The organism is Variovorax glacialis, from assembly GCF_051216375.1.
Classification (GTDB): Bacteria; Pseudomonadota; Gammaproteobacteria; order Burkholderiales; family Burkholderiaceae_C; genus Variovorax.
In genome coordinates, this window is the sequence record NZ_JBPJZT010000021.1 from 1 (window position 1) to 17171 (window position 17171).

Genomic DNA, 17171 nt, shown 5'->3' on the forward strand with positions numbered 1-17171 from the left:
GACGCGCTGATGAGCTTCTTGCAGGCACTCTGACTATGCCGACCTCAACTGCGGCTTCGCCGCCCACGGGCTCGGTGGGCGACGCCATGTCGGCATAACCCGGAGGTCGGCGTAATGAACTTTCTGCCGACGTCGGCAGAAAGTTCACTTTATGCGAAACGCTCTGGCGTACGCTGGCAAGACCCAGCGGCGCATGGTCTCGGCTGCCATCGGCACGGCGTTCGTGCAGGACTCGGCCGATGCGCCTCGTACGCAGTGGCGATCGGTGGCCGATCAGCTCCGAGACAAGTTCCCCAAGCTCGGCGCCCTGATGGACGACGCGGAGAACGATGTGCTGGCCTTCATGACCTTTCCGCGGGCGCACTGGACGCGGCGCCTTCAGCGCGAGCGTCGTATCGTCAGTGAAGATGACAGCACTGCTCAACAGGTGGCGCTTGAGCGGCACCATCAACGGGGCGAGCAATTCGGCCGTGCCCAACGTCCAGTCGCACAGCGTCTGGCGCGAACGCCGCACACCGTGCCTGGCGAGCACGCGTTCCTGGCGCGCGAGAGGGCTATGGTCAGCGTACTTCGACACCGTCACGTGGGCGAGCAGCCCGGCGCCGGCGTTGCTGCGCGCCAGCGGCGACGCCTGTGCCCACGCGGTGCGGATCGTGCTGCGCCCGGCCTCGTCCTCGCACCGGTACTTCAGCCGCGCATGCTGCAGCACCTCGAGCTTGGCCGGCGTGTACTCCAACGTCTCGGACACTTCCTCGCCGATGCGCACCACGCGTGCGAAGCCGGCCTTGTCCGCGTCGCTGAGGTCATGCTCGACGCGGCGGCGCGGCAGGCTCGCATCGATGGCCGGACGGCCCTGACGACGGCGGCGATGACCCTTGACCTCGTCGTGTTGCTCGGGCGGCACCGGGAGCTCGACGACGTCTTGCCAGAGCTCCGGCTGCAGCACCGCGAGCACCTCGCTGCGTGCGCCGAACACCCGGCGCTTGAACTCGGCCAGTTGCGCTGCCAGCGAACTCATCTGCTGGTCCGCCTGTGCCCGCAGCGCTTGGAAGGCCTGCGCGACTTCCACCACCATGTCCTTGAGCGCCTCGACCTCGTCGGGCAAGCTCGCTCGATCGACGGGGGTGGCCAGCAGTTGCATGGGGGCCCATGATCGCAGCGCTCCCGAACCGTGGGCAGTCGGTGAATTGCCGATTGCCTTGAAGGCCTGAAGCCCTCTGTACGCGCCTCAGACGACGACGCTCACGTCGAGCGTCTGCAGGCGTCTCGTGCGGCTCAGATCGATCCCCTCCAGCCACGCAACGAGCTCGCTCATCGCGATGTCGCTGCCCAGCCGCGCAGGGTCGGTAAAACGGCCTCGTTCAAGCCGCTTGTAGAGAACCCAAAAACCGTGGCGGTCCCACACCAGCAACTTCGCACGGTCGCGGCGCCGGCCGATAAAGACGAAGACCTGACCCGACAGCGGGTTCATGCCCATCGCAGCCGCGACGATCTGCCACAGGCCGTCGATGGACTTCCTCATGTCGACGGCCTCGCTGTACACGTAGGCCCGGATCGCCGACGACAGGATCATGCGAGACGCGCCATGACGCCCGCGAGCACCCGCTCGGCGGCCTCGCCGCTCAGGCGCAGCGTCATGCCCTCCAGGGCGATCTCCACGAGCGCTGCAACCGCCGGCCTCGGCGCCGACACGGCAACGAATGCCCCCGGTTGTTGTGGCACCGAATTTGCAGGCTTCGCCCTCGAGCGCTTCTTGCCTGTCACGCGATGCCGATAGGTCGACAGCGCCAGAGCGTTGGCCACACAGTACTGCCGCACGCTCAGTCCCTGTTCCAGGCGGCGCTGCTCATGGTCGCGCCAGAAGGCATCGTCATGCTGCACCATCGCCTGACCTGTTCGCCAGTCCACACGCTCTCGCCGCACGCGCGCAGCCTCGATCGCTTCTGCCTGACCCGTCATTGAACTCTCCGAAGAAGGGAGAGCTGACCTTCGCCGATCACGCGCCTTCAGGCAATGACGGGGAATCTCGGACACTCACCTTGCAGGTGCTGCCAGCAGATCTGCCAAGAGCCGGCAGAGCCGGACGTGGTGGACGGCGGCATCCCCGCAAGCGGGCTGGTGGCGCACACGCTGATCAGCCGCTTCGTGGACCACCTGCCGTACTACCGGCAGGAGCCGATCAACGCACGCTCGGGCGTGCACACGCCGCGCTCGACGCTGGCCGCCTGGGGCGGCGCCGGCGGCGCGAAGCTCGAGCCGCTGTACGAGGCGCACCGGCGCTTCATCCTCAGCTGCCGTGTGCTGCACGCCGACGAGACGCCGGTGCCGCTGCTGGACCCGGGAGCTGGCAAGACGAAGAAGGCCTACGTCTGGGCTTGGGCACGCAGCCATCACGACCCGCAGCCGGGCGTGATCTACGAGTTCTGCCTGGGCCGAGGGTCGCAATACCCAGTGGCCTTCCTCGGCGGTAAGAGACCGCCATACCCAGAGCCGCCGTGGAACGGTACCTTGATCACCGACCAGTACGCGGGCTACAACGCCGTGCTGGACGCGAAGGTCTACCCGCAGCGCCGGTCGGCGTTCTGCGCCGCGCATGCCAGGCGGTACTTCGAGGAGCTCAGCCGCGGGGGCAGCAGTGCCAGCGCAGTGGCCACCGAGGCGCTGCAGCGCTGGGCGAGGATCTACCGCGCCGAGGCGGCCTTCGCCGAGATGGATCACGACAACCGTCGGCGGGCCCGACTGCAGCTGAGCAAGCCGCTGTGGGACGAGTTCGAGGTGTGGCTCAAGCTGCAGCGCACGCTGGTGCTCGATGGCAGCAAGATCGCCGAGGCGATCGATTACAGCCTCAACGCCTGGAAGGCGCTGACACTGCACCTGGATGACGGCACGGTGGCTGTCGACAACAACCTGATCGAGCGGCAGATCAAGCCGTGGAAGCTCGGCGCGAAGAATTGGCTCTTCGTGGGCAGCGAACTGGCCGGCCAGCGCGCAGCAGTGGTGTTGAGTCTCGTGCAGTCCGCCAAGCTCAACGGTCTGGATCCGTGGGCGTACCTGCGCGACGTGCTGGCGCGCATCCACTCGCATCCGAGCCACCGACTCGATGAACTGCTGCCACATCGCTGGCAGCCGAACTGACAAAGATGGGCGTGATCACACAGGCCGCGATGGTCCAGGCGGCCATCGACGTCAACGGCATGGGCCAGGCGCAGAAGGTGCGCTTGGCTGACGAGATCTTCGCTCACCAGCCCAACATGCTTGCCTCAATCTTGGCGTTGTCTCGCATGGGCGTGGGCATGGTGGAACTGGAGGTGCCGCTGCACATCCTGTTCGTGACGTACCAGGCAATGAAGCGCAGCGGTCACGCATGGCCGCTGGTCACGGAAGCTGTGCAAGAGACATGCATGCAGCGCCTGACAGCCCGCATGCGCTTCAACGAAGGGTTGCCAGGCAACTTGGCGGACCAGGTCGTGCAGCAGTTCTGCGATGAGCATCCCGAGCGCTACCTGCTCGCGTTTACCTACGGATACCTCGGTGATCACGACTTGCTGCGGGTGCGCACCGACGCCGAGAAATACCTCCTACTGGCCGCCCTCAACCTCGCGGAGTGCGTCGCCTTCGTTGGGTCCACGACCGCCGCTTGATGATCACGGGTTCCGGGCCCGGTCAACGTGGAACGGCCGGACGCTCACGCTCAACCGGCGATACATGCGGCGTGAAGGCTTGCAGACCCTGAGCGACACTGCACCCACTCGGCTGTCCGCTGTGGCTCGCTGAGTACCGTGCAGCTCAGCCTTCTCCGGGCTCTGGAGCTACACCACGGAATGGGACGCGACCACAAAAAATGCATGAAAACCGAGATCACCCCGAGATGGGAGTGTGGCGCCCAAGAATCGAAGCGAATCAAGACACTCTCTAACCCTGATTTCCCGATCGCCTGACAGCGCTCCCCTTCGGGGGCCAGACAGCGGCGCTCGTCATTTGGCAGGGCCAATTAAATGCCGTCCTTGGATTGAGCTTCGGCAACGAGCTGGCGGTCCCAGACGACCCACGGATTCAGCCGCTGCGCTGCCGCGCGCAATTGCGCCTGAAAGCCTTGCGCGGTCAACGGATCGACGGGCCCTTCGGCGCGCACGAAGTCCGTGGTCAGGTTGTCCACGCCGACCGTGAACAACGAAGGATTGGCCAGCAAGCCGTCGGCGCTCAGGCTCAGGCGACCTTCACGGCCGAGGATCCACGCCAGGTCCAGGCTGCTCTCGAAGCGGCTGCCGGCCACGGCACGCGCGACGTGCTGGTCCGGCACGTAGCCCAGGCCTGCGCCGAGCGAGGTACTCTCGATTTCCGCCGGGAGCTGCGACAGGGTCTGGCTGCCGTCGCTGCCCCAACTCGATATGCGCAACGCCAGGTTGGTCTGCTCGACAACGGGGCCGATGAAGACGACGGGTCGTATCTCCGGCAGCGGCACGGTCGGGTAGCGGTCGTCGCGCGTGTCGAGGAAGAAATAGTTGTCTGGCGAGGGCGCGACATAGGGCGCCGGAATGTCGAGATGGATGATTAATTGGGCCAGGTCGGTGGCTCCCTCGCGGTCGGCGACCGTGTAGGTGAAGGTGTCGCGCAGGACCTGTCCGGCGCCCGCGGCGCCGAGCACGTCGCGGTTCGTCTGGTCGATGGTGTAGGTGTAGCTGCCGTCGGCGTTGAGCACCAGCGTGCCGTAGTGCCCGACGAGCGCCTGCCCCAGCGCGCCGGGCGTGCCCGCGCCAGCCGCATCGCCGGTGCGGATCGCGACGATCCGCAGGCTGTCGCCGCCATCGACGTCCGAGTCGTTAAGCATCACGTTGCCCCTCGCATGCGGAGCCGGGATCTCGCCCTGGGCGGTGTTGCTGTCATCCAGCGCGACCGGCGCATCGTTGGCGCCCTGGATCAGCACATGGAGGCGGGCTTCCGATGTCGCGCCCGCGGTATCGCGCATGCGGTAGGTGAAACTCTCCTGCAGCGTCTCGCCCGCAGTGCGCAAAGCCTCGACGGTGGGGTTCGCGTTGTCCAGTGCATAGCTGTAGCTGCCGTCCGCGCCCAGCGTGAGCTGGCCGAAGCGACCCCTCAGCACCTGGCCGGCCGCGGCCGACTGACCGGCCTCGTTGCGGACGTCGAGCACCTGCCGGGTCTCGCCGTTGGCGACGCTGTCGACGTCGCTGTCGTTGGTCAGCACGTTGCCCGCGGGGTCGACGCCAGGGGTCGTGTTGCGTACGCCGCCGGCCTCGACGGCAAGGGCTGCGTCGTCGGCGGCGATCGGCGCGTCGTTGCGGCCGTCGATGGTGATGCGCAACTCGGCCGTGTCGGTCGCGCTCCAGATGTCGGACAGCGTGTACGTGAACACGTCCAGCAGGGTCTGGCCGCTCGCGCGCAGTGCCTCGACCTGCGGCAGGCTGTTGTCGACCACGTAGTTCCAGCTGCCGTCGGCATTCAGCGTGAGGTCGCCGTACAGGCCGCGCAGTGCACTGCCCAGCGTGCCTGCGCTTCCGCCACCGCGCTCCCCGCCGGTGCGGATTTCGGTGACGACCAGCGCATCGCCCTCGACATCGGTGTCGTTGGCCAGCACGTTGCCGGTGGGGTCCAGCCCGGCCACGGCGTTGTTCACTCCGCCGGCCTCGATGGCCGTGGCGCTGTCGTCGACACCGACGGGCGGGTCGTTGACCCCCACGACGATGACGCGGATCTCGGCGAGATCGTTCAGACCGCCGAGGTCCGTTGACCGGTAGGTGAAGGTATCGCGCACGAACTGCAACGGGCCGAGGGCTTGCACGACCGGATTGCCGGTGTCGATGACATAGGTGAAGTCGCCATTGGCCCCGATGCTCAGCTCGCCGTAGAGGCCTGGCACCACCGTCCGTCCGGTGCCGCCCACGCCTTGCAGCGCGGCACCCGAGCCCTCCGCGCCGATGCGAATGCCAGAGACATGCAGCGCGTCGGGCTGGTCGACGTCGGTGTCGTTGACGAGCACGTTGCGTGACGGGTTGAAGGTCACGCCGAAGCCGTTGTTGGCGACCCCGATGGCACCGTCGTTGGCGGCCACGGGCGCGTCCCACGCGCCCTCGATGGTGATGCGGAACTCGGCGATGTCGGTCGCGCCATCCGTGTCGCGCATCTGGTAGCTGAACACCTCGGACAGGGTGTCGCCGGGCCGCAGCGCCTGCACCGCGGCGAGGTTGTTGTCGACCTGGTAGCTGTAGCTTCCGTCGCTGGCCACGGTCAGGGTGCCGTACAGGCCGGTGATCCCCTGACTGGCGGCGACAGCTGAAAACACACCCCGGCCCGTTTCACCGCCGGTGCGGATGCCCGTGAGGACCCGGGTGTCGCCGGCATCCACGTCGGTGTCGTTGGTGAGCAGATTGCCGGCGGGGTCGATGCCGCGCGTGGCGTTGAACGTGCCGCCGGCCTCCAGCGCCGTCGCGATGTCGTCCACGGCCACCGGGTTGTCGTTGCGGCCCTCGATGGTGATCACGATCGGCGCGGACCCCGTGGCACCCGACAGGTCGCGCAGCGTATAGCCGAACGTATCGACCAGCGTGTCGGCCGGGGTGCGCAGCGCCTGCACGGTCGGGTTGCTGTTGTCCAGCGTGTAGGTGAGCGTGCCGTCGGCATTCAGCAGCAGCGTGCCGTAGGCGCCCGCGAAGGGCGTGCCCACGATGCCGCTGACGGCGCCCCGCGTGACGGCGGACACGGCCAGGGTCTCGCCGAAGCCGTCGACATCGTCGAGCAGCGTGAAGGCATTGCCCGACGGATCGACGCCGGGCGTGCCGTTGTTCACGCCGCCCGCCTCGATCGAGACCACATGCACGTCGGTGGCGACCGGCGCGTCGTTGGCGCCCTGGATGGTCACGGTGAGCGTGGCGCGGTCCTCGGCACCCGCGGTGTCGACCACCGTGTAGCTGAAGCTCTCGCTGAGCGTGTCGCTCGGCAGGCGCAGGGCCTCCACGAGGGCATTGTCGTCGTCCACACGGTAGCTGTAGCTGCCGTCGGCATTCAGAGTCAACCAACCGTAGCTTCCGCGCAATTCGGCACCGAGGGTCCCGGCCGTGCCGGTGGCGGCCTCGGCGCCGGTGCGCACCGAGGACACGGCACTCGTCTCGCCATAGTTGACCGGGTCGCCCACGCCGCCGTCGACATCGCTGTCGTTGGCCAGCACGTTGCCGGTGGCGTTGCTGCCCGGCGTCGCGTTGCGAACGCCGCCGGCCTCGACGGCGGTGCCGGCGTCGTCCGCCGCCACAGGGTTGTCGTTCTGTCCGCGGACAGTGACGATGATTTCCGCCTGGTCGGAGGCACCCTGACCGTCCGCAATAGTGAAGGTAAAGCGCTCGTTCACCTGATCGGTGGATTGACGCAGCGCCTCCACGGCAGGGTTGGCGTTGTTCATGGCATAGCGGAAGCTGCCGTCGACCCTGAGTGTCAGGGTGCCGTAGACGCCGGAGATGGTCGTCCCGGCAGGGTCCACCGGCACGTCGGTCCCCGGCGTCCCCGAAGGCCCGCTGCGCACGAACGTGACGGACAGCGGATCGCCGTCCGGATCGCTCGCGCCACTCAGCACATTGCCGATCGGGTCGACGCCCGGCGTGGCATTGGCCACGCCGCCGCGTTCGGTCGCAAGGGCAAGGACGTCCTGCGCCACGGGCCGATCGTTGACCCCGCTCACGGCCACCACCAGCTGGGCCCTGTCCGTGAGGCCGCTGGTGTCGGCCAGCCCGTAGGTGAAGATGACGTCCAGCGTTTGGCCGACCCGCAGTGCCCGGATCGTGGGGTCGGCACTGTTGACATCGAATTCAAAGGAACCGTCCGCGCCAATGCGCAGCACGCCGAAATCGCCCGAAACGGCCGTGCCGGCGAGGATTCCCACGGCTCCCGTGATCGCGGTGCCATCGGCGGAGGTGGTGCCGCCGGCGACGCCGCTCAGGGCGGGTATGGACGCTTCGGCTCCGACGCCGATGCCGGTGACCTGGAGCACGCTGTTGGGCTGGTCGGTGCGATCGACGTCGAGATCGATGCCGTTGCCGCCAGGCTCGTCGCTGGCGCCGGGTCGGCTGGCGTCGAGGATCACGTTGCCGCTCGGATTCACCCCGGGGTTGCCGGTCGTCGAGGCGGCCTGCGCGAGCGCGAGGTCGTCGCTGGCGACCGGGTTGTCGTTCGCGCCATCGATGACGATGCGCAGTTCGGCCAGATCGCTCAGGCCGGCGGCATCGGTGACCTGGTAGCTGAAGAACTCCCTCAGTGTGTCGCCGGGCACCATGCGCTCCACCGCCGCGTTTTCGTTGTCGACCGCGTAGCGATAGCTACCATCGGCGCCGACCGTCAACGTGCCGTAGGCGCCGGCCACTACCGTGCCGGTTGCCGCGCTGGAGCCCACGGGCACGGCGCGCAGCGGGCCGATGACGACCTCGCGCAGATTGCGGATGCCGGTGACCTGCCGCGTCTCGCCGTTGGCCGCGCTGTCCACGTCGGTGTCGTTGGCCAGCACGTTGCCGAGCGCATCGCTGCCCGGCGTGGTGTTGTGGACCCCGCCGGCCTCGAGCGCAGCGCCCTGGTCGTTGACCCCCACGGGCGTGTCGTTCGCGCCGTGGAGGGTGACTGTCAGTACGGCGCTGTCCTGCAGGCCCTCGATGTCGGAGATCGTGTATTCGAATCGCTCGACCAGGGTCTGGTTCGACAGGCGCAGGGCCTCGACGGCCGGGTTGTCGTTGTCGACGACATACTGGTAGCCGCCGTTCACACCGATCGTCAGGGTGCCATACACGCCGACAACCTGGTTCGCCCCGATCGAGGGAAGCTCGACGTGCGGCTGGCCCAGCAAGCCCGCCGAGATCACCCGGATCACGTCGTCATTGGTCTCGATATCGACATCGGTGTCGTTGGCGAGCACGTTGCCGCTCGGATCCACGCCGAGCAGGCTGTTGCGGGTGCCGCCGGCCTCCACGGCGGCTGCCTCGTCGTCGTTCGCCACCGGCGGATCGTTCACCGGTGCGAGCGTGATCTGCAGCGTGTCCTGGTCGCTCAGTGCGTCGCCGGGGTTCTCGTTGGGCAGTCCGTTGCCGTTGGCATCGCCGCTGTGGCCGCGGTCGTTGGTGAGGATGGTGAGCGTGTCGAGGCCGTTGAAGTCCTGGTTGCCCAGGTAGCTCAGGCCCGCGAGCGCCAGGTTCAACGCGTCGACGGTTCCGTTGAGCCGGAGCGTCGCGGTGCCGGCACCGGACAGGGTCACACCCGGAGGGACGCTCGTCAGCCGAAGGGTTCCATGCAGCACGTTGAGCGTGATGTCGAGCGTGCCGCCGAAGGCATCGACATCGCTGACGGTCAAGCCGCTGATCGGCAGCGGCACATCCTCCAGGCCCTCAGGAGGGACTGCAGGCAGGTGGTTCTCGGGCGCGTCGTTCTGCTGTACGTAGCCCGCATTCGCCGGTGCCGACGCGCCTTCGCCAAGACGGATGACGACCTGGCCGAGCGGGCTCGCGGGATCGGAGTCGATGCGCACACGCAGGTCCCCCAGCGGCTGTGGAAAGCTGACCGTGCCCGCCGGCGCATCGATGCGGAACACGCCCGACGGCAGCACGCCGAAGAGGTAGTGGCCGGCGCTGTCGGTGGTTGAGGCGAAGACGCGGTTGTCGCCCCCGGTGGCCAGGTTGCCGTCGAGCCCGCCCCAGGTCAGGCTCACGGCCAGCCCGGGCAATGGCGGGCCATCGGGAATCGCGCTCGAAGTGGCGGACGCCGTGTCGTCCCACAACGTGCCCTGGATGACGCCGAGGCCGGCGCCTTCCACGAGCACATAGGTGTTCGGCGGCACGCCACTGCCCGTGCGCTCGCCGGTCGGCGTGCCCGGTGCTTCGACGCGGCTGCCGCCCCAATCGGTGAAGTTGTCGGGCAGGCTGGTCCAGGTCAGCCGCGCATTGCTGTTGGGGATGGCCGCGGTGTTGGGCAGCGTGACCTGGTAGACCGCGCGGATGGTCGTGCCCGGATCGATTCGGTCGAAGTCTATAGTGATGCCACTGCCGGACACGAGTCTGATCCCTGCGGGCAGGTTGCCAGCGCCGTACGTCGTGCCGCCAACCTGCAGGCTCAGCAGCGTGTAGCCGCTGCCCCCGGGAAACGAATCTGTGAGCTCGGCGTTGAACGCCGCCAGGCCCCGGTTCTGGGTCAAGGCCAGCGTCACCGTGGCGGTGCCGGTGCCGCCTGCGGGGTTGGGGTCGAAATCGGTGACGCGCTTGTCGATGCCGCTGAAACCGGGCTCCACAATATCCTGGAACAGCGTGCCGCCCTGGGACAGATTGACGCTCCCGGAGCGATCCACCACCTGGCCGGCGAGCGAGGCGCCGGCCACGCTCGCGGCCTGGTTGAGCACGCGTGCATTGAACTCCAACGACACCAGTTCATGGTCCGAGTCGAGGTCGTTGTTGTCGATGGTGCCGAGCTGGAAGGTGAGCACGGTGCTGCCATTAGGACCTGCGCTGACGCCAATCAGCCGGGGATTGAGCACGCCGGTGGGCGCCGCCCCGCTCAGGTCGGGCGTGATCGGCAAGGCTTCCGCGCTGTTCTCGTTGCCGTTGATGTTCAGCGTTCCGCCGGTGATGAGGTCCGGCGTGCTCGACGTCATGGGTTCGTTCGAGATGAACGCGAGGCGCACCGTGCCGTCGTTGATGAAGCCGAGCCCGTTCTGCAGCGTCACCTGGATGTTGTAGTCGCCGACGGTGCCCTGGGCCAGCGTGGCCACCACCCGGTAGCGCACGATCTCGCCGACGGTGACCTGCTCGTGTGGCGCATCGGTCGGGTTGGCCGCGGGGGTGTCGGGCAGGCCGCCGACTCGCGAGAGCTCAAGCTGCTGCAGCACCGGTATCGTCAAAGTGAAGCTGGTCTGGTAGTCATTGAGCACGCCGCTGTTCAGCGGACCGTCGACGCCGGTGCGCTCGCCCACCGGATCGGCGACGCCGCCCGTGGTGCCATCGAGGCTGGTCCATTGCACCGTCGCGGTGTTGTCGAAGCTCGGCTGGCTCGCTGCGCTCGCGTTGACCGTGCCTACCACCGTCAGGAGGATCCGCGCCCCCCTCGGAACATCGATGTCGGCGCCCGCAGCGGTGTGCAGCTGCCGTCCGTCCAGCACGAAGTCGGGACCGCCGTTGTTGGTGGCGCCACCGACATATTGCACGCCGACCAGAGTGAGCCCGTCCAGCTGGGTCGGCAGGTTGTTGAGGAAGCTGATGTCGAAGGCGTCGAAATCGGAGCTGGCCGTGTTGTTCCTGATCTCGATGATGTAACGCACCTGGTCGCCCCGGTCGACGCCGGCGCTGCGCGTCGTGACGGCTGTCTGTTCGATCTGCAGCGTGGGCTCGCGCACCGTGACCGATGGCCTGTTGCCGCTCAAAGCCACCGTGCGGTCGAGCGCGACGTTGCCGTTGGGCGTGTCGCCGTCCGGATCGCTGAAGACGATCTGTGCGTCGTTCTGCAGCACCCGCCCGGCCTGGTTGGCGATGACGTTGCTCGCCACCAGCCGCAGCCGGATCACGAAGCTGTTGTTGTTGGTCAGGTTGTCCGCTGCGGCGCCCGCGGCCGTGAAGCTCAGTCGGGCGCCGACGCCATCGTTGCCGAGCGTGCCGGAGGTCGCGCCGAGGCTGCCGGGCGTCACCGTGCCGTTGAAATCAGCAGCCAGCACGCCGGTCTGCGCCGTCGTCGTGAGGATCTGGTAGCCGACGCCGTTGAATCCGGTGTCCATCCGCAGGCCGGGCGGGATCAGATCATCCACGCGCAGCGTCTGTGTGGCGCCTTCGGGCACGGTGACGATGAGGTCGTAGAGCATGCTCTCGCCGATCACCAGGTCGCTGCCCGTGGTGTGCGGGGCACTGGAATTGCTGTCGCTCGCACTGCCGCCGGCAAAGTTCTTGGCGACCTCGGGGCTCGCCACCTGCTGGCCGGCGACATCGTCGGGATCGGTCGGCGTGAAATCCGTGCCGCCGGGCACGCTCGCGTAGTTGGTCAGCGCGGCCGTGCTCTGCAAGGTGCGTGCGGCGAGGACGGCGTCGTCGACTCGTACGTCGTAGGTGATCACCACGATGTTCTCGCCGCTGGCGTCCGCTGCCGTGCCGGGGCGTCCGGGCCGCAGCGAGGCCACGCCGCCCGCGTCGAGAAAGCCGATCTCGTTGCCGGACACGCTGTAGTCGACACCCGGCGTGAGCAGAGAGCCGTCGCCGCGATGGACCGCCAGGTTGGCCGCGGCAAGGCTGTTGCCGACGAAGGCAAGGCCCGCCGGCAGGGTGATGGTCGTCCGGGCGTCGAAGGCGCCGCCGCCGCCGCGGTTCTCGAGCGCGGTCGCCAGGCGCAAGGTGTCGCCGCCGTCGATGCCGCTCACGTCGCCGTCGACCGCGCCGAGGTCGGTCACGCTGCCCTGGAAGGGCACGCCCGCGCTGCCGGGCGCGTTCCAGACGCCGGTGGTGCCGCTCACCGTGCCGTGCGTGGTGGCCACCACGCCGTGGCGGATGTCGAGCACCGGTTCGGCCACCGAAACGATCGACGCCACGTCCGATGAGATCAAGTGGTTCTTGGCAATGGTGGTCAGCTGGTCCGACTGCGCCAGCACGCTGAGCGAGCGCTGGTCGGCGAAAGGCTGGTCGCCGACCCTCATCGTGAACTGGACCTCGATGCGGCTGCCGTTGATCGTCGGGGTCGCGTAGCTCCCAAAGTCGAAGACGACCGAATTGCCGGGCCCGCTGCTCACGAGATCGATGCCATCCGGATTCGTGTTGCCAGCGCCGAGCGCCCATTGGCCGACGCCGGTGCCCTCGCTCCAGGGCGCACCCGCGACGTTGAACAGCGGCAGCGGCAGGTAGGCTGCCAGGCTGAACCCCTCGTAGTCCCCAGTCACGAGGTCATAGCTGAGGCCGAAGGTGACGACATCGCCCGGGTGCAGTTCGGGCGAGCCCGTGGGCGTCGCGCCATTCACCGACAACAGCTCGATATCGACCTGGTGGGTGGCGATCGTGCGCGAGGCCGCGGACTGGTCGGATTCGTCGAAGCCGGTCAGGTTGATCGCGTCGACCAGCAGCGTGCCCGTCACCGTGGCGTCGTTGTGGAAGGAGTCGCCTTCGTTGATCTCGCTGTGCGGCGCGCCAGAGGGCGGCGTGTAGCTCTGCGATACCACCGCGTTGTAACCGATCACCGCCGTGGTGGCGCCTTCGCGCGTGTTGTCGCCGAAAGCCAGGTCGCCGATGAGCGCGCCGAGCAACAGGCTGCCGGGCGCAGTCTGCAATGACCTCGCGAGGTCGAACACCAGCGTCGTCGTGCCGTCGGCGTTCGGCGTGCTGGTGACGACCAGATCGATGGTCTGCGTGACGCCGCCGCGCGTGACGCTGAAGGTCGCCGGCCCGTTGAGCACCTGCCCGTCGCCAAGTTGGTCGGTGATGGTAAAGGTGCCTTCGCTGAACAGGTTCTCGCCGAAAGCGAAGAAATCGGAGATCGAGAGGTTCAGGTTGTAGTGCAGCGTATCGCCGGGGCCGAGTCCCGGACTGCCGATGTCCGTCTGCAGGCTGGCCTGCTTGATCAGCGCGATCGATCGGGCGACAAAGCTCGCGTTCTCCCCGTCGCCGGTGGCGCTGAAGCCGATGTCGGTGGCCGGCGGCACCACATCTCGCGGGTCCAGCGGGGTCCATCGGCCCACCGCGCTCGGCGCGCCGAAGGCCACCGCGACGGCGTTGCCGGTGCGCGGGTCGATCACCGGCGTGCCCGCGGCGCCGACATCGGGCACGTAGAAGCCGACCGCCGTGCTCGACGGCCCGCTGAGCGAAGCGTAGCTGATGGCGTAAGAGGCGATGAAGGTGTCGCCGCTCGCAATCAGCTCGGCAATCTGCGCCGGGTCGGTGACCACCGTTCCGTCGGGCAGCGTGATCTGCGCCAGCGCGCCGCCGCTGCCCGGCGTGATGCTGGTGACCTGGACGACCTCCGGCAGCACTTGCGTGATCACCACACCGTCCAGTGTCTGCCCGGCTGCGGGCGTGACAGTGACGGTCTGTGAATGCGGGTAGTTCGGCCCGGCGGCGGTCTCGCCCTCGGGCACGTCGATCGACTGCTGCAGCGTGACCAGCGTCGGGTGCACGACGAAGGTGTGCAGCGCTGCCTCGACCAGACTCGGGTCCACGGTCGGATTGTCGAGCGCGTCGTTGCCGAACTGGAAGCCGCCGCGGGTTTTGATGCTCAGGTCGGCCGCCGGATTGCTCAGGCTGGTGTCGGCCAGATTGCTGAGTCCGGCCGTGACCTGCACAGGAATCGTCGGCTGGTCCTGCGACACGCTGCCGTAGGGCAACTCGAGCACCACGAACTGGTCGCCCGGGCGCATGCCGACGCTGGCCGCGTTGATGATCAGTGCATTGCCGCTCGCGTCCCTCGCCAGCGGATGCGTGGCGTTGCCGGCCGCATCGAAGGTCAGCACATAGGACTTGACCGGCTGTCCCAGGTACGAGGCCGAGACGAAGGTGACGCCGTCGTCGCCGTCGCCGTCGCTGCCAGTCGCGGGCAGGAACAGATCGACGTAGGGCGCGAAACCGTCCTGCACCGAGCCATTGTCGAAGTTCAGCGTGAAGCTGAACTGTCCGCCGAGCAGCACGTCCGCCCCGCCTGAGGGCAGACTGACCGTCGGGCTCGCGTCGGCCAGCAAGCCGTGGAAGCCGGCAATGGCATCGGCGCTCAACGCGATGGGCTTGTCGACATCGCCGCTGCGGACTTCCAGCGTCCAGTTGCCGCCGGCGGCTGCGCTGCCGGTGTTGTCGTTGGAGGCACCCACATCGGCGCCCGTCCACTGCGCGAGTGCGCCGATCAGGGCCTGGCCCGCGGCGCCGGCGCCCACATTGCAGCCGTAAAGCTGGATGTCCGCGCCGGGTGCGAGTTCGCCGCGCCAGTTGCCGAGCACACTGCTGGCCTGGTCGATGTTGTCGCTGGTGAGAGTCCGGTTGCCGAGCGTGAACTGGCCTGCCGCACCGTGCGAGAAGATCTGGATCGAATCGACGGGACCCATTTCGGCCAGCGCCGCGGAGATGGCGGCCAGCCCGTCGGTGCGGCTGTCGACCACCAGCAGCCGGGCGTCGGCGGGGAGCTGGGTCGTGAGCTGGTCGCGGTTCTCGATGCGGCTGTCGATCACCACCAGCTGATGCGGGGCGGGGGGCGTCGGCGTGGAGGGGGGCGGCGCCTCGGCGGCGGGGCGCGCCGCAGCAGCAGCGGTCTCGACGGGCGTTGCCGTTGCCGCGTGCGCCGGATCGGCATGGTGCTGCTGGTCGACCGCCGACGCCGCCGCCCCGTCAAAGAGGATGCGCGGCTCCAGCGCCAGGGCATGAGACTGCGGACGGAACGAGACGAACATTTGGATGCCGACCTTTCCCATGTGCATCGCCCTGCACGGAGCGCATTCCCATGCACTGCCACGCTTTTAAACGCCTCCTCCCAATTTGTCATCATGGGGCTGTGCGTGACACCCACCGATCTGCGTAAGCGAAGGTAATCTTGCTGCTTAGCCTCCGTGGCCGCCTCACCCGGCCGCTGGCGGTCTCGCGGGGCTGCGCGCATCGCGGCGAAGGGAGCGCACGGCCAGGGTTCCCTGGCGCGCCCATCCTCCTGCCTGGCCCTTCGGCTTCGTCCCGCCCGTTCGCGCGTCACTCGTACTGCCCCATCGGCTTGCGGTTCATGAGCTTGGCATCAGAATTGCCGGCTGATCGGCATCACGCCGACGCTGGCGACCTTCACGCGTCCGCGCACGGACGCGCCGCGAAGGAAAAGAGCACGTCTTCCAGGGTTGAACCTCGCGGGCCATCAACCGTGCGCGGCGCGGTTCTGCCGAAGTCTCGATGCGCGCCAAACCGACCCGCTGCTGGAACGTGGGGCGCGGCGAGATGACATGGCGCCACAGCAAAAAGGGAAGGGCTCAAAATGGAAGGATGCGCCGGATTTTTTTTCCAGAAGTGATCCGATCCGGCAGTCCGTACGTATGCGAGCCACGTCGTGCAGACAACCCGATCGCACGTCGTTTTTTTCCAGGCAATCGGCGAGGCAGATTATTGGAGCGCGCACTAGAAAGGCGGCACGCAATGAACTGGAAGGCGATCTACAAATACCCTCAGTACCTCCGGCTTCTTGAGCCAGGAGACACCGGCTTGTTTGTCTGCAGCGGTGCAGCAAGAGGCCGTCTAGGGACGGTTTGCGCAATATGGGTCAAGGAGCACTCAGGATGGGTCAGCTCAGGGTCAGCTGCCGGGAACATTTTCTGGACCGAAGCTGTTCCTGCTGGACTTCTGGTCGGACGACGGGCCTCGTCCATGAGCGGTCGTGCCAACGATGCCCCGCCCATCTTTGAGGTCCAACCACTCGCCGGCAAAGTTGCCCCGATCTCTTCGGGCAGCCTCGCGGACGTGATGTCGGACTGGGTCCCTTGACGCCTCCAGAGCTCCCATTGCCGCTTGCCAGCCCGGCATTCCCACGGGGCAGCTTGGCGCTCAGTGCGATCCGCGCGCTGTCGCTGCGCCGGGCGAGGGCCTGGGAACCAACTTTCGTGATGGTCGACTGAAGCGACTAGTGCTCCGATGCTGCGACAAGTCCTGGCCTCCAGCCGCTATCTCATGATCATTCCGGTGATCGTGACGTTCCTGGGCTCAGTGGCGTTGATCGTCTTCGAGACGATCGCGCTTGGCTCGGGTTTCATTGAGACCGTCCGACATGGATCGTTCTCAAGCAAGGCAGTCAAGATCTTCGCTGCGCGGGTTGTTGAAGCCGTCGATGGTTTCTTGATCGGAATTGCCATTTACATCATCAAGCATCGGCCTTTATTCGCTTTTCATTGACGATGAGTTGCCATTGCCCAAGTGGCTTGAGGTTCACGATCTCGACACCCTGAAGGCAAATTTGGTCGGTGTCGTCATTGCCGTCTTGGCAGTCCGTGTTTGGCGGGAGGCGGTCGCTTGGGACGGCACCAGCGACATCGCTGCATTCGGCGCAGCGATCGCGCTCGTCGTGGCGGCGCTTACGCTCTTTCTGATGAAAAATAACGACCCGAGGCACTAGTCCACTGAATCAGAAGAATTGGTGGTGTCGGCGTTGGGGATTGTCGTACTTCCACTTCAGCGGCTTGGGGTCCTTGTTGTGCTGACGGATATATCGCATGAGTTTTTTGT

The 17171-nt window shown here is 67.2% G+C and carries 7 protein-coding genes and 2 pseudogenes; 5 read left to right on the top strand and 4 right to left on the bottom strand.

Going from position 1 to position 17171, the window contains the following annotated elements; genetic code table 11:
• Window positions 1–130 precede the first annotated feature (130 nt).
• Window positions 131–373: pseudogene (locus ACSFBL_RS31450) on the top strand (transposase); the annotation flags it as partial.
• 63 nt (window positions 374–436) lie between these two features.
• Here the strand turns inward: ACSFBL_RS31450 and ACSFBL_RS31455 are convergent.
• The 3 genes and pseudogenes from ACSFBL_RS31455 to tnpA form a co-directional block, all read right to left on the bottom strand.
• A pseudogene (locus ACSFBL_RS31455) lies at window positions 437–1141 on the bottom strand (transposase); the annotation flags it as partial.
• An 87-nt stretch (window positions 1142–1228) separates the two neighbouring features.
• Window positions 1229–1573 (bottom strand): IS66 family insertion sequence element accessory protein TnpB, encoded by a 345-nt coding sequence (gene tnpB, locus ACSFBL_RS31460; protein WP_435519743.1) that lies wholly within the window; start codon window positions 1571–1573, stop codon window positions 1229–1231.
• Entirely contained in the window at window positions 1570–1959 is a 390-nt protein-coding gene (tnpA, locus tag ACSFBL_RS31465) for an IS66 family insertion sequence element accessory protein TnpA (RefSeq protein WP_435519744.1), read from the bottom strand. The genes tnpB and tnpA overlap by 4 nt, the downstream gene beginning before the upstream one ends.
• 54 nt (window positions 1960–2013) lie before the next feature.
• Here tnpA and tnpC point away from each other — a divergent pair, with 54 nt between their 5' ends.
• On the top strand, window positions 2014–3135 hold the full coding sequence (gene tnpC / locus ACSFBL_RS31470) for an IS66 family transposase (RefSeq protein ID WP_435519745.1): 1122 nt from the start codon (window positions 2014–2016) through the stop codon (window positions 3133–3135).
• A gap of 5 nt (window positions 3136–3140) precedes the next feature.
• Window positions 3141–3641, top strand: a complete 501-nt coding sequence (locus ACSFBL_RS31475) for a hypothetical protein (RefSeq protein WP_435519746.1) — start codon at window positions 3141–3143, stop codon at window positions 3639–3641.
• A gap of 350 nt (window positions 3642–3991) precedes the next feature.
• Here ACSFBL_RS31475 and ACSFBL_RS31480 read toward each other — a convergent pair whose 3' ends face one another.
• Complete coding sequence (locus tag ACSFBL_RS31480) at window positions 3992–15370, bottom strand: VCBS domain-containing protein (protein ID WP_435519747.1); 11379 nt, start codon at window positions 15368–15370, stop codon at window positions 3992–3994.
• Window positions 15371–16583: 1213 nt separating this feature from the next.
• On the opposite strand from ACSFBL_RS31480, the gene ACSFBL_RS31485 reads away from it, so the two are divergent.
• Together ACSFBL_RS31485 and ACSFBL_RS31490 are read left to right on the top strand one after the other, a co-directional pair.
• Window positions 16584–16841 (top strand): YqhA family protein, encoded by a 258-nt coding sequence (locus ACSFBL_RS31485; protein ID WP_435519748.1) that lies wholly within the window; start codon window positions 16584–16586, stop codon window positions 16839–16841.
• Window positions 16842–16854: 13 nt separating this feature from the next.
• Window positions 16855–17061, top strand: a complete 207-nt coding sequence (locus ACSFBL_RS31490; protein WP_435519749.1) for a YqhA family protein — start codon at window positions 16855–16857, stop codon at window positions 17059–17061.
• The last annotated feature ends 110 nt before the right edge of the window (window positions 17062–17171 follow it).

What these genes read in the sequence shown, in the direction of transcription:
- tnpB (WP_435519743.1), bottom strand. Translation starts at nt 1,573, where the DNA reads ATGATCCTGTCGTCGGCGATCCGGGCCTACGTGTACAGCGAGGCCGTC.
- ACSFBL_RS31480 (WP_435519747.1), bottom strand. Translation starts at nt 15,370, where the DNA reads ATGTTCGTCTCGTTCCGTCCGCAGTCTCATGCCCTGGCGCTGGAGCCG.
- tnpA (WP_435519744.1), bottom strand. Translation starts at nt 1,959, where the DNA reads ATGACGGGTCAGGCAGAAGCGATCGAGGCTGCGCGCGTGCGGCGAGAG.
- tnpC (WP_435519745.1), top strand. Translation starts at nt 2,014, where the DNA reads ATGACGGGGAATCTCGGACACTCACCTTGCAGGTGCTGCCAGCAGATC.
- ACSFBL_RS31475 (WP_435519746.1), top strand. Translation starts at nt 3,141, where the DNA reads ATGGGCGTGATCACACAGGCCGCGATGGTCCAGGCGGCCATCGACGTC.
- ACSFBL_RS31485 (WP_435519748.1), top strand. Translation starts at nt 16,584, where the DNA reads ATGCTGCGACAAGTCCTGGCCTCCAGCCGCTATCTCATGATCATTCCG.